The sequence below is a fragment of the Ensifer sp. 22521 genome (assembly GCF_052044795.1).
Taxonomy (GTDB): Bacteria; Pseudomonadota; Alphaproteobacteria; order Rhizobiales; family Rhizobiaceae; genus Ensifer.
Window position 1 is genome coordinate 315,487 of record NZ_JBQENM010000010.1, and the last position, 13,075, is coordinate 328,561.

The 13,075-nt window shown below is 64.8% G+C and carries 9 protein-coding genes and 1 pseudogene; 5 read left to right on the forward strand and 5 right to left on the reverse strand.

Features of this window, described 5'->3' with window-relative positions; genetic code table 11:
* The first annotated feature begins 74 nt into the window (after positions 1-74).
* The 5 genes from ACTJKE_RS18085 (at position 75) to ACTJKE_RS18105 (ending at position 6,710) form a co-directional block, all read left to right on the forward strand.
* Positions 75-2,012, forward strand: coding sequence for a bifunctional 5-dehydro-2-deoxygluconokinase/5-dehydro-2-deoxyphosphogluconate aldolase (locus ACTJKE_RS18085; protein WP_058329121.1), 1,938 nt, complete (start codon positions 75-77; stop codon positions 2,010-2,012).
* 75 nt (positions 2,013-2,087) lie between these two features.
* Positions 2,088-3,941, forward strand: coding sequence for a 3D-(3,5/4)-trihydroxycyclohexane-1,2-dione acylhydrolase (decyclizing) (gene iolD / locus ACTJKE_RS18090; RefSeq protein ID WP_058329122.1), 1,854 nt, complete (start codon positions 2,088-2,090; stop codon positions 3,939-3,941).
* 254 nt (positions 3,942-4,195) lie between these two features.
* On the forward strand, positions 4,196-5,095 hold the full coding sequence (iolE, locus tag ACTJKE_RS18095) for a myo-inosose-2 dehydratase (RefSeq protein ID WP_058329123.1): 900 nt from the start codon (positions 4,196-4,198) through the stop codon (positions 5,093-5,095).
* A 236-nt stretch (positions 5,096-5,331) separates the two neighbouring features.
* The gene (gene iolB, locus ACTJKE_RS18100) at positions 5,332-6,132 is read left to right on the forward strand and encodes a 5-deoxy-glucuronate isomerase (RefSeq protein ID WP_058323695.1); all 801 of its coding nucleotides are present in this window, start codon (positions 5,332-5,334) and stop codon (positions 6,130-6,132) included.
* Positions 6,133-6,290: 158 nt separating this feature from the next.
* Complete coding sequence (locus tag ACTJKE_RS18105; RefSeq protein WP_057247955.1) at positions 6,291-6,710, forward strand: GFA family protein; 420 nt, start codon at positions 6,291-6,293, stop codon at positions 6,708-6,710.
* Positions 6,711-6,779: 69 nt separating this feature from the next.
* Here the strand turns inward: ACTJKE_RS18105 and ACTJKE_RS18110 are convergent, their stop codons facing one another.
* From ACTJKE_RS18110 to ACTJKE_RS18130, 5 genes and pseudogenes are all read right to left on the reverse strand, one after another.
* On the reverse strand, positions 6,780-7,475 hold the full coding sequence (locus ACTJKE_RS18110; RefSeq protein WP_058329124.1) for a DUF2268 domain-containing putative Zn-dependent protease: 696 nt from the start codon (positions 7,473-7,475) through the stop codon (positions 6,780-6,782).
* Between the two features lie 88 nt (positions 7,476-7,563).
* The gene (cysG, locus tag ACTJKE_RS18115; protein WP_058329125.1) at positions 7,564-9,066 is read right to left on the reverse strand and encodes a siroheme synthase CysG; all 1,503 of its coding nucleotides are present in this window, start codon (positions 9,064-9,066) and stop codon (positions 7,564-7,566) included.
* Positions 9,038-11,695: a nitrate reductase gene (locus tag ACTJKE_RS18120; RefSeq protein WP_058329126.1), complete on the reverse strand. Its 2,658-nt coding sequence runs from the start codon at positions 11,693-11,695 to the stop codon at positions 9,038-9,040. Before ACTJKE_RS18120 ends, cysG begins: the two co-directional genes overlap by 29 nt.
* Before the next feature lie 230 nt (positions 11,696-11,925).
* The gene (gene nirD, locus ACTJKE_RS18125; RefSeq protein ID WP_110877868.1) at positions 11,926-12,261 is read right to left on the reverse strand and encodes a nitrite reductase small subunit NirD; all 336 of its coding nucleotides are present in this window, start codon (positions 12,259-12,261) and stop codon (positions 11,926-11,928) included.
* 4 nt (positions 12,262-12,265) lie between these two features.
* Positions 12,266-13,075 (reverse strand): annotated as a pseudogene (locus ACTJKE_RS18130) (nitrite reductase large subunit); the annotation flags it as partial.

Below are 13,075 nucleotides of genomic sequence, written 5' to 3' on the forward strand. Positions count from 1 at the left end.
TTTATGTTTCATAGCGCCATCACCCACAGTACGAAAATGGTCGGGCCCGCCAAGGTGTCCGCGGGGAGGAAGCAGTGAGCCAGAACGTTTCGGCACAGGGAGCAAAGTCGCTCGACCTGATCACCATCGGCCGAGCCTCGGTCGATCTCTACGGCCAGCAGATCGGCACGCGGCTTGAAGACGTTTCGAGCTTTGCCAAGTCGGTCGGCGGGTGCCCGTGCAACATCTCGGTCGGCACGGCCCGCCTGGGCCTCAAGTCGGCGTTGCTGACCCGCGTCGGCGACGAACAGATGGGCCGCTTCATCCGTGAGCAGCTCATCCGTGAAGGCGTCGAGACGCGCGGCATCGTCACCGATCCGGAGCGGCTGACGGCGCTCGCCATCCTCGCGGTCGAAAACGACAAGTCCTTCCCGCTGCTCTTCTACCGCGACAACTGCGCCGACAACGCGCTCTGCGAAGACGACGTTTCGGAAGACTTCATCCGCTCGGCCCGCGCCATCCTCGTCTCCGGCACGCATTTCTCCAAGCCGAACACCGACGCCGCCCAACGCAAGGCCATGCGCCTTGCCAAGGAAAGCGGCGCCAGGATCGTCTTCGACATCGACTACCGTCCGAACCTCTGGGGTCTTGCCGGCCATGATGCCGGCGAGAGCCGCTACATCGCCTCCGACCGGGTTTCGGCGCACCTGAAGACCGTTCTTGCCGATTGCGACCTGATCGTCGGCACGGAAGAGGAAGTGCTGATCGCGTCCGGCGAAAGCGACCTCTTGCAAGCGCTGAAGACAATCCGCTCGCTTTCCAAGGCGACGATCGTTCTGAAGCGCGGACCGATGGGTTGCATCGTCTATGACGGCCCTATCTCCGACAATCTCGAAGACGGCATCGTCGGCAAGGGCTTCCCGATCGAGGTCTACAACGTGCTCGGCGCCGGCGACGCCTTCATGTCCGGCTTCCTGCGCGGCTGGCTGAAGAACGAACCGCACGCGACCTCGGCCACCTGGGCCAATGCCTGCGGCGCGTTTGCCGTCTCGCGCCTGCTCTGTGCGCCTGAAATCCCGACCTGGACCGAACTACAGTTCTTCCTCGAAAACGGCAGCAAGGAGCGGGCGCTGCGCAAGGACGAGGCGATCAACCACGTTCACTGGGCAACCACCCGTCGTCGCGACATTCCGCTTCTGATGGCGCTTGCGATCGACCATCGCAGCCAGCTCGAAGACATGGCAGCCGGAGACCAGGCGCTTCTCGCGCGCATTCCTGCCTTCAAGGTGCTGGCGGTCAAGGCAGCGGCGCAAGTCGCGGCCGGACGCTCGGGCTTCGGCATGCTGATCGACGACAAATACGGCCGCGATGCGCTTTATGCCGCCGGTGCACACCGCGATTTCTGGATCGGCAAGCCGATCGAGCTCCCGGGCTCGCGGCCGCTGCAGTTCGAATTCAGCCAGGACCTCGGCAGCCGCCTGATCGATTGGCCGGTCGATCATTGCATCAAGGTGCTCTCCTTCTACCACCCGGATGATCCGGCAGACCTCAAGGCGCAGCAGGTGGCGAAGCTCCGCTCGGCCTTCGAAGCGGCCCGCAAGGTCGGTCGCGAGATCCTGATCGAGATCATCGCCGGCAAGCATGGCAAGCTCGACGACCAGACGATTCCACGGGCGCTCAACGAGCTCTACGATGCCGGCCTCAAACCGGACTGGTGGAAGCTCGAGCCGCAGGCAAGCCGCGGCGCCTGGGCGGCGATCGACGCCGTGATCGAGGCGCGCGATCCGCTCTGCCGCGGCGTGGTGCTGCTCGGCCTCGAAGCGCCCTACGAGCAGCTCAAGGATGGATTTGCAGCCGCCCGCACCTCGAAGACGGTCAAGGGCTTCGCCGTCGGCCGCACGATCTTCGCCGATGCCGGCAAGGCCTGGCTCGGCGGCACGATGAGCGACGAGCAGGCGATCGCCGATATGGCCGGAAAATTTGGGGCGTTGGTGGATCTCTGGCTGCAACTGGGTGAAACAAAGGCGGCATAGGATCGACGGGCACCCGTCGACAATGCGGCAAGCAGGGCGGAACCGGACGATTCCGCCACGAGGAGGAAACAGATTATGAGCCAGAAGACCGTGCGCCTGACCATGGCACAGGCCGTGGCGCGGTTCCTGACGCGCCAGATGACCGTCATCGACGGCAAGAAGGTGCCGATTTTCGGCGGCGTCTTCGCCATTTTCGGCCACGGCAACGTCGCCGGCGTCGGCGAAGCGCTGCATGCGATCAAGGACACGCTGCCGACCTATCGCGCCCAGAACGAGCAGGGCATGGCCAATGCCGCGATTGCCTTTGCCAAGGCGAGCTTCCGCCGCCGCTTCATGGCCTGCACGACCTCGATCGGCCCCGGCGCGCTCAACATGGTGACGTCGGCTGCCCTTGCCCACGTCAACCGCCTGCCCGTGCTCTTCCTGCCGGGCGATGTCTTTGCCAACCGCCGCCCCGATCCGGTGCTGCAGCAGGTCGAGAGCTTCGGCGACGGCACGATCTCGGCCAATGACTGCTTCCGTCCGGTATCGCGCTACTTCGACCGCATCACCCGCCCTGAACAGATCATCCCGGCGCTGCGCCGCGCCATGCAGGTGCTGACCGATCCGGCCGATTGCGGTCCGGTGACGCTGTCGCTCTGCCAGGACGTGCAGGCGGAGGCCTACGACTATCCGGAAAACTTCTTCGACGAGAAGGTCTGGGTGCCGCGCCGGATCGAGCCCGATCTCGACGAGCTGGCGACAGCGATTGCGGCGCTCAAGGAAGCGAAGAAGCCGATCATCGTCGCTGGCGGCGGCGTGCTCTATTCGGAAGCGACCAAGGAACTCGGCGACTTCGCTGAAAAGCACGGCATCCCCGTCGTCGAGACCCAGGCCGGCAAGTCGGCGCTGCCGCACTCACACGCGCTCAACATGGGCTCGGTCGGCGTGACCGGAACCTCCGCATCCAACGCGCTCGCAGAAGAGGCCGACGTGGTGCTTGCTGTCGGCTCGCGCCTGCAGGACTTCACCACCGGTTCCTGGGCGCTCTTCAAGAATGATGCCTTGAAGATCATCGGCCTCAACGTCCAACCGTTCGATGCCGGCAAGCACAACGGCCTGCCGCTGATCGCCGACGCACGCGCCGGCCTCAACCGCATCTCCGGTGGCCTCGGCGGCTACAAGGCCGATCCGAGCTGGACCGCGAAGGCGAAGGCCGGCAAGTCCGAATGGCTCGCCGCTGCCGACAAGGCGACCGCCACGACCAATTCGGCACTTCCCTCCGACGCCCAGGTGATCGGCGCCGTGCAGCGCGCCCGCGGCGGCAAGAACACGACGCTCGTCTGCGCCGCCGGCGGTCTGCCCGGCGAGTTGCACAAGCTCTGGCAGGCGGAAGAGCCTGGCGGCTACCACATGGAATACGGCTTCTCGACCATGGGCTACGAGGTCGCCGGCGGCCTTGGCGTCAAGCTTGCGAAGCCTGAGAGCGATGTCATCGTCATGGTCGGCGACGGCAGCTATATGATGCTGAACTCGGAGATCGCCTCCTCGATCATGCTCGGCGCCAAGTTCACCATCGTGCTGCTCGACAATGCCGGCTACGGCTGCATCAACCGGCTGCAGATGGGCACCGGCGGCGCCAACTTCAACAATCTCTTGAAGGACACCCATCACGTCGAGCTGCCGCAGATCGACTTCGCGGCCCACGCTGCCGCGATGGGCGCCGTCACCCGCAAGGTCGGCTCGATCTCCGAGCTCGAAGCGGCCCTCAAGGAGACGGCGGGCGAGGCGCGCACGACCGTCATCGTCATCGACACCGACCCGCTGATCACCACCGAGGCCGGCGGCCACTGGTGGGATGTGGCAGTGCCCGAAGTCTCGGGCCGCAAGCAAGTCAACGAGGCGCGCGAGGGCTACGTAAAGGCGCTCACCTCCCAGCGCTTCGGCTAAGATTGCCCTTTCGGCGCCCGCGTCTTTGCCTGTCGGGCAACGTCCGGAAGGATGAGACATCGAGAGCGGCCCCTAACCCTCTCCCCGCGAGCGGGGAGAGGGAACACGGAGGGCGCGGCATTTCCCTTCTCCCCGCCTGCGGGGAGAAGGTGGCGGCAGCCGGATGAGGGGGCAATCGCCCCGTCCCCGCTGCGCACCCATGAGGCACCACGAACGATCCGCCTGCGCGGACAATGCTATAGGAAACGACTAACATGATCCGCTACGGAACCAACCCGATCGCCTGGAGCAACGACGACGATCATACGATCGGCGCGCATCTGACGCTCGAGGATTGCCTCTCCGATTGCCAGAAGATCGGCTTCGACGGCATCGAGAAGGGGCACAAGATGCCAAGCGATCCGGAGGCACTGAAGCAGAAGCTCGCCTCCTACGATCTCGTCTTCGTTTCCGGCTGGCATTCGACCAACTTGCTCACCCACGACGTCGAGGCCGAGAAGAAGGCGATCCAGCCACATCTCGACCTCCTGAAGCACAATGGTTGCAAGGTGGCGATCGTCTGCGAAACCTCGAACGCCATTCATGGCGACGACACGAAGTCGGTTGCCAACGATAAGCCGGTGCTGCCGGCCGACCAGTGGAAGAAGTTCGGTGCCGACCTCGAAGCGATCGCTGAGTATTGCGCCGACCAGGGCATCGACCTCGTCTACCACCACCACATGGGCACGATCGTCCAGACCGGCGAGGAAATCGACCTCCTGATGCAGAACACCGGCCCGGCCACAAAGCTGCTGCTCGATACCGGCCACGCCTGGTTCGGCGGCTCCGATCCGGCTGAGGTCGCGAAGAAATACATGCATCGTGTGCGTCACATCCATTGCAAGAACGTGCGGCCGGCCGTCCGCAAAGTCGTCGAAGGTGAAGGCCTCTCCTTTCTCGAAGGCGTGCGCCGCGGCGTCTTCACCGTGCCCGGCGACAGCGAGGGCGGCGTCGACTTCCTGCCCGTGCTGAAAATCGCCGCCGAGCACGACTATTCCGGCTGGCTGGTGATCGAGGCCGAACAGGATTCGGCCGTGCGCAACCCGTTCGAATACCAGTCGCTCGGGCTGAAGTCGCTGAAGGCCTTTGCCAAGGAAGCCGGGCTCGACAAGTAAGCCCATGCTTTCGGTTGCCGGACTTCACGGGGCGTGCCCCTCATCCGGCTGCCGCCACCTTCTCCCGCTGGCGGGGAGAAGGGATATGCCGCTGGCTCCCCAATTCCTCGCGACGTAAGGTGGAGAGCATGCGGCAAACTCCAGATTCCCTCTTCCCGCCTGCGGGGAGAGGGTTAGGGTGAGGGGCAAGCCACACGTTCGGAGCGCCCCGGGAAAGGAATCAGGGAGACCGTCACATGTCCAAGCTGCTCGTCAAACCGAAGGCCAAGTCCGGCCTGATGCAAAACGTGACGCCGGAGAGCGCCGGCTGGACCTATGTCGGCTTCGCGCTCGAACGACTGAAGGCAGGCGAGACGACAGAAGGCGAGACCGGCGACAAGGAATTCTGCCTGGTGCTGGTCTCCGGTAAGGCGAAGGTATCCGTCGGCGGCGAAAGCTTCGGCGAACTCGGCGAGCGCATGACGCCGTTCGAGGGCCAGCCATACGCCGTCTATGTGCCGAAGGGCAGCCGCTGGCAGGCAACGGCGACCTCGGACCTCGACCTCGCCATCTGCTCCGCACCGGGCGGCGACGGCTTCAAGGCGAAGGTCATCGCGCCGGGCACGCATCCGCAGACGACCCGCGGCAAGGGCACCAACACCCGCTACGTTACCAACATCATGCCGGAAGACGACGGTTCGGCGCAGTCGCTGCTTGTCGTCGAGGTGATCACGCCCGGTGGCCACACCTCGTCCTACCCGCCGCACAAGCACGACCAGGACGACCTGCCGGCCGAAAGCTATCTGGAAGAGACCTACTATCACCGGCTGAACCCGCCGCAGGGTTTCGCCATGCAGCGCGTCTATACCGACGACCGCTCGCTGGACGAGACCATGGCGGTCGAGGACGGCGACGTGACGCTGGTGCCGAAGGGATATCACCCCGTTGCCGCAGTACACGGCTACGACGTCTACTATCTCAACGTCATGGCCGGGCCGAAGCGTATCTGGAAGTTCCACAACGCCCGCGAACACGAGTGGCTGTTCACCGGCGTGTAAGTTTCTACTTACGCAATCGTGGCCCCATGCCTCCAGCCGCTGCAGCCAGTGGCGATTGTCGTCGATAGTCAGGCGTGAGCTATCCAAGCTCAAACCCGGAAAGCGGCATACACTTTTTGCTGCTCCGCTCTAGCTTCTGTGCTTTCAGGGAGGCCTCCATGCGCATCGACGGGCAATGCCACTGCGGCTACGTGACCTATGAGGCCGAGATCGATCCGGGCGACGTCGCGATCTGCCATTGCACCGATTGCCAGCAACTGACGGGATCCGCCTATCGCGTGACCGCAGGTACTGCCCGCGAGAACTTCCGGCTGACCGGCGGCGAACCGAAGCTCTATACGAAGGTCGCTGAAAACGGTCGCCAGCGGCTGCAGTTCTTCTGCCCGAACTGCGGCTCGCCGATCTATACGACCGGCACGGACGAGGATGCGTTGGAAGTCGGCATCCGGGTCGGCACGATCAACCAGCGCCGGGAGCTCAAGCCACGGTCGCAGATCTGGTGCTCCTCGGCGCTGCCCTGGATCGGCGATGTCAGGAAATTGCCCGGACGCGACCGCGATGAGGCGCCCTACTCTTAGATCACGATGGTTTAGAGCGGGATGCGGGCGGAAAACCGCACACACTTTTCCTCATCCCGCTCTGGCCGCTCAAGCGGCGGCCAGCAGGCCTTGCTCCAACGGCGCCCAGTCTTCGCCGATGACGACGGAAGCAGGTGTCGCCGTCATCTGCGACGGGTGTGCATCGGGGTTCGCTGCGAGATAAGTTTTCACAAGGTGATAGCCGATCGTATAGCCGGCCCAGCGCGGCAGCGCACGATCGCAGCCAAAGAACCAGCCGGCATGATCATAGCCCTCCGCCCAGAGTTCCCGCTCGGCGCGCTCCAGCAAATCTGCCCAATCGCCCGCTGCAATCGCGTGGTTCCAAGGATGGCCGTCGCCGCCATTGATCTCGACATCGAAGGCATCCGCAAGGCCCTCGGTGACCAGAGCTTCGCCGAGCTTGGAGCCGTAGCCGCAGGTCGCGTGGCGGAAGGAATGATGCAGCTCATGCGTCAACATTCTCCGCAACTCGCCGGCGGCAAGGCTGGCATGGAAGTTCTCGTTGTCGGGGTCGAGCGTCAGGTAGACCAATCCTCTGCGATAGCAGCTACCGGCCACACCCAGTTCGGGAATGGTCTCTCCCGGCCTGTTTTCGACGACGATATCGATGGGAGCGGCACTGTCGGCGGCAGGAACACGCGCGCCGACCCGCTCGGCCGTCTCGTCCACCTGGCGCAAAATCTGTTCGCGCCAAGCGGCAAGCGATCCATAGGCCTCAAGGAAGTGAACACGCAGGTCCAGCATCTGGCGAATCTCCCGTCATCGACATCACTCTACCGCGCGGCAAGGTAAGCATGCGGCCGGTGATTGCAACGCCGAGCGAGAGAAGGTTTCAACCTGCAAGCGAACCTGCGGCAAAAGGCGCAGGTCGGATGGCCGCCCTCGGCACCCGCCTGACGCCAAAAGCGGCACCTATGCCGATCAGGACCGGATCGTCGTAGCCGATCACGGCGATGCCTGTGGCAAGGTCGCGCAAGGCGCCTTGCCAGCGCCGCTCGTTGTCGCGACTGACATTGGCCGAGATGACGACCGGGGTCTCGCCGGATAATCCCTCCGCCTGGAGGCGCGCGGCGATAGCAGGTGCAGTGCGACCGCCCATGTAGAAGATCGTCGTGGTCTTCGGATCGGCCAAAGCGCGCCAGTCCATGTCCGACGGCAAACCGCCATGACGGGAGTGGCCGGTGACGAAGCGCACCGCCTGGGCATGGTCGCGATGGGTGAGCGACAGGCCGAGACGCGCCGCCATGGCGCTTGCGGCGGTGATGCCGGGCACGACATCGACCGGGATCCCTTCCTGCTCCAGACGGGCGATCTCTTCGCCGGCACGGCCGAAGATCATGGGATCGCCGGCCTTCAGGCGAACGACACGTTTGCCGGCGCGCGCCAGCGCCACCATCATGTCGTTGATGTCCTCCTGCCGGCAGCTCTCGCGCCCGCCGCGCTTGCCGACCAGCATGCGCTTGGCCTCGCGCCGGGCGAGCTCCAGAACCTCGTTCGAAACGAGATCGTCGAACAGGATGACGTCGGCGGCTTGTAGGGCCCGTACCGCCTTCAGCGTCAGATACTCGCTGTCGCCGGGGCCAGCGCCGACAAGCGTCACGCGACCGGTGGCGGCATGGTTCGCCGACAAGCGCTCCATCTCCGCCACCAGCCGCGTCTCGACACCCTCCTCCGGTGTCGCTTGAAAAGCGAGATCGACGAACCGCTCCCAGAAGGCGCTGCGCGGCGCGCCGGGCTTGAGCCGGGCATTGACCTTGTCTCGCAAAGCCTGCGCCAGCGCTGCCCAATCCTTCAGCACCGGCGGCAGCAGCGTCTCGATGCGCCGGCGGATCGCCTGGGCGAGGATGGGTGCCGCACCATCGGTCGAGATCGACACCACGACCGGCGAGCGGTTGACGATGGAACCGAACTGAAACTGGCAGAAAGCGGGCTTGTCGATGACATTGACCGGTACGCCGGCCTGTTGCGCCGCCGCAAAAAAGGCTTGCGCTTCGTCGTCGCTCTCGCAATCGGCGACCGCAAGCGCGGCACCGGCAAGCACATTCGCCTGCCAGCTCTCGCGGTGATGGACGAGACGACCAGTGGGATGAGCGGCGCCCTGGCTGATCAAAGCCGCGCAGACCTCGCCGAGCTCTTCCTCCGGCGCATAGATATGAACCTCGGCGCCGCAGGCGGCCAGCAGTTCCGCCTTCCAGGCCGCGGCATCGCTGCCGCCCGCCACCACGACACGCTTGGCTTCGAGCGACCAGAAGACCGGCAGCTTGGCAAGCGCGGCCATGCGCACCGGCTCGCGGCGCGATTGAATTTCATTCCGCAGCGGCAGCAAGGCATCCATCGACGATCCCCCTGATCTCGGCGCGGCAGGAGCCGCAATTGGTTCCGGCGCTCAGCGCCCGCCCGACAGCTTCAACCGAACGGCAGCCGCCGCGGACAGCCGCGACGATCTGATTGACGCCGACATTGAAACAGGAGCAGACGGTCGCGCCGGGGTCCGGCCGGTCGGCGCCCGGCCGGCCGGCAACGAGCGCAAAGCGCGTGCGCAGGTCCGTATGCGAGGCGCTCAGCTGTTCGACCGCCCAGTTGCGGGCTACGGCGACGGGTTCAGGTGCGAGAAACAGCGCCAGCAGCAAGCGATCGCCGTCGAAGAAGGCGAGCCGTCTTTGGCCGGAGGGCCCATCCGCATAGCCGATCGGCTCGATGTCCCCAGTAAGGCCAAAGGTCTTCCGGCACCAGGCGACCCAATCCTCCGGCGTCGTCTCTGCAGCAAGTTCCAGACGCCAACCGCCCCTCGCCTTGGCGACGGCCCAGTAGCCGAGATCGAGACCCGAGGGTTTCGACGCGCTGACCGCAAAGCCGTAGGTCGAAGCGGAAAAACGGCGGATCGCAACGGCGGCATTTTTCGAGGCCGGCTGGCCCGAGACCGGATCGGTAACCGGCGGGACCAGCGCATCGATGCGCGCCTTGGCGGCAAACTGGTCGTTCCAGTGCATGGGCACGAAGAGATTCCCACGCGCCTGGCGCTCAGTGATGAGTGCGCGGACGATCGCCGAGCCGTAAGGGCTCTCAAGGGAAACGAGATCGGCGGGGGCGATGCCAAGATCCATCGCGTCACGCGGGTGGATCTCGACGAAAGGTTCGGCGAGGTGGGCGGAGAGGCGCGCGCTCTTACCGGTGCGGGTCATCGTGTGCCAGTGGTCGCGCACGCGGCCGGTGTTCAAGGTCAAAGGGAAGCCGCCGCTGACGCGGGCCGGCACGGCGCTCGCAACCGCGACGAAGCGGGCACGCCCATCCGCGTGGAAGAAGCCACCATCGGCAAAGAAGCGGGTCTCGCCCTCTGGCTTCCCCAGCGATTGCGGCCATTGGAACGGCGCGAGCGCGTCGTAGGCCGCAGCATCGATCTCCGCATGGGCGCCGATGTCGAAATCGCGCCGCCCGTCATTCTCGAACGCCGAAAGACCGGCATGCTCGGCGAAGATTTCTGAGGGTGAGGTATAGGCGAAGGCACCCTGGAACCCCATACGGCGCGCCACTTCGTTCAGCTGCCACCAGTCGGCGCGGGCCTCCCCCGGGGCCGCGAGAAAGCCGCGCTGGCGGGAGATACGGCGCTCGGAATTGGTGACCGTCCCGTCCTTCTCGCCCCAGCCGAGCGAGGGCAGGAGCACATGGGCGTGACGGGTGGTGTCGGTCTCCTGGAGCACATCGGAGACGACGACGAAGGGACAGGACTTGAGTGCGGCCGCGACGGCGTCGGCATCCGGCATGGAGACCGCGGGATTGGTCGCCATGATCCAGATCGCCTTGATCCGGCCGTCTGCAACCGCACGAAACATGTCGACCGCCTTCAGCCCCGGCCTGGTCGCGATCGATGGCGCGCCCCAGAAGCGGCGCACCTGATCGCGGTGCCCGGCCTTTTCGATGTCCATATGGGCGGCAAGCATGTTGGCGAGGCCGCCGACCTCGCGGCCGCCCATGGCATTGGGCTGACCGGTCAGCGAAAACGGCCCCATGCCCGGCCGGCCAATGCGGCCGGTGACGAGATGACAGTTGATGATGGCGTTGACCTTGTCGGTGCCCGAGGAGGACTGGTTGACGCCCTGGCTGTAGCAGGTGACGACGTTTTCCGTCGTTTCGAACAGGCGGAAGAAGGCGGTGATTTCCGACGGTTCGAGCCCGGTCGATTGTGCCAAGGCGGACTCGTCAAGCGCGCTCGCCGCTGCGAAGGCTTCGGCGAAGCCGCTGGTATGGGCAGCGATAAAGGACCGGTCGTTAGTGGGGCTGGCGGCCAGATGGGCGAAAAGGCCGTTGAACAGCGCCACGTCACCATCCGGCCGGATGGCAAGATGCATGTCGGCGATATCGACGGTCATCGTCCGGCGCGGATCGATCACCACCACCCGCATCTCGGGCCGCGCCGCCTTTGCCGCGGCAAGGCGCTGATAGAGCACCGGGTGGCACCAGGCGAGATTGGAGCCTGTCAGCACCACGAGATCGGCAAGCTCCAGATCCTCGTAGCAGCCCGGCACCGTGTCCGACCCGAAGGCGCGGCGATGGCCGGCGACCGAGGAGGACATGCAGAGCCGCGAGTTGGTGTCGATGTTGCCCGAGCCGATGAAACCCTTCATCAGCTTGTTGGCGACGTAATAGTCTTCGGTCAGCAACTGCCCGGAGACATAGAAGGCAACCGAATCCGGCCCATGTTCTGCGATCGCCTGAGCGAAACGTGTGGCGACGATATCGAGCGCCTCGTCCCAGCCGGCCTGCTTGCCGTCGACCTCGGGGTAAAGAAGCCTGCCGTCTAGATCGAGGGTCTCGGCCAACGCCGAGCCCTTGGAGCACAGCCTGCTGAAATTGGCAGGATGCTCGACGTCGCCGCGAACGGAGACGGCGCCGTCCTCGGCCACTGTCGCGATCACGCCGCAGCCGACGCCGCAATAGGGACAGGTGGTTCTCGTCTCAGAGGGCATTGCCTGTCCTCCTCCCGCGTTGAGGCGCAGTTGAACCGGCGCCCTGAAGCCCTTCCTCCGTCATTCCTGTGCTTGTGACAGGAATCCAATCACGCGAAATCTTTCGCGTGATGGGTCCCCTTCGCGCCGTAGACGCGGCGCTGCTGGATCCCTGTGACATGCACAGGGATGAGGAAGAGCGTGAGGTAGCGCGCAAGAGAACAGAACGGGGGACGCAATCATCCATGCGATTACTCCGCCGCGATCAGCAGGCTTTCGAGGGCGATAAACAGCGCGCCGCCGTCATTGCGCACGGCAATCGTGCGCACCGCGCCATCGTCGGCGCCGAGCGCCTTGCCCGTTTCGAGCGAGATTACCCAATTGTGCAAGGGGCAGGTAACGGCCGTGCCGTGCACGATGCCTTGCGACAGCGGTCCGCCCTTGTGCGGGCAATGATCCTCGATGGCGAACACCTCGTTTTCGGCCGTGCGGAACACGGCGATCTTGCCCTGGGGCGTCTTCACGCAGCGCGCGCCCCTCAGCGGAATGTCGGAGATGTCGCCGATTGAGATCCAGTTCATATCCATGCCCTCACTCCGCGGCTTCTGAAAAACCGACCGTCGCCATCGGCCGGAACTCGTGCTTGTCCTTGCCGGAGACGCGCTCCGACCAGGGATCGACCTGGGCGAATTTCTGGCTGAAGACGAAGCGGTCGAAATAGGCCTTGCGCTTGTCGGCATCACCCATGATCTGGCGACGGATTTCGTCGAGGCCGATGCGTTTCGCCCATTTGTAGATGCGCTCGAGGTAACGGGCCTGTTCGCGATACATCTGCGTCAGCGCCACGATATGCTCCAGCGCCTCGTCCTCGGTCTTCACCAGACCGAGCACTTCCGTGCCCTTGATGTCGAGCCCGGCGGCACCGGCAAAATGGATCTCGAAGCCGCTGTCGACGCAGACGACGCCGATATCCTTGCAGGTGGCTTCGGCACAATTTCGCGGACAGCCGGAGACCGCCATCTTCAGCTTGGCCGGCGTCCACGAGCCCCACATGAACTTTTCGATGCGGATGCCGAGCCCCGTCGAATCCTGGGTACCGAAGCGGCACCAGTCGGAGCCGACGCAGGTCTTCACCGTGCGCAGCCCCTTGGCATAGGCCTGGCCGGAGACGAAGCCGGCCTTGCCGAGATCCGCCCAGACCGCCGGCAGGTCTTCCTTCTCGATGCCGAGCAGGTCGATGCGCTGGCCTCCCGTCACCTTGACCAGGGGGATATCGAACTTGTCGACCACGTCGGCGATCGCCCGCAATTCCCCGGAATTGGTGACGCCGCCCCACATGCGCGGCACCACCGAATAGGTGCCGTCCTTCTGGATATTGGCGTGGACGCGCTCGTTGATGAA

What these genes read in the sequence shown, in the direction of transcription:
- nirD (WP_110877868.1), bottom strand. Translation starts at nt 12,261, where the DNA reads ATGGATATGAACTGGATCTCAATCGGCGACATCTCCGACATTCCGCTG.
- ACTJKE_RS18110 (WP_058329124.1), bottom strand. Translation starts at nt 7,475, where the DNA reads ATGCTGGACCTGCGTGTTCACTTCCTTGAGGCCTATGGATCGCTTGCC.
- iolD (WP_058329122.1), top strand. Translation starts at nt 2,088, where the DNA reads ATGAGCCAGAAGACCGTGCGCCTGACCATGGCACAGGCCGTGGCGCGG.
- iolB (WP_058323695.1), top strand. Translation starts at nt 5,332, where the DNA reads ATGTCCAAGCTGCTCGTCAAACCGAAGGCCAAGTCCGGCCTGATGCAA.
- cysG (WP_058329125.1), bottom strand. Translation starts at nt 9,066, where the DNA reads ATGGATGCCTTGCTGCCGCTGCGGAATGAAATTCAATCGCGCCGCGAG.
- ACTJKE_RS18105 (WP_057247955.1), top strand. Translation starts at nt 6,291, where the DNA reads ATGCGCATCGACGGGCAATGCCACTGCGGCTACGTGACCTATGAGGCC.
- iolE (WP_058329123.1), top strand. Translation starts at nt 4,196, where the DNA reads ATGATCCGCTACGGAACCAACCCGATCGCCTGGAGCAACGACGACGAT.
- ACTJKE_RS18120 (WP_058329126.1), bottom strand. Translation starts at nt 11,695, where the DNA reads ATGCCCTCTGAGACGAGAACCACCTGTCCCTATTGCGGCGTCGGCTGC.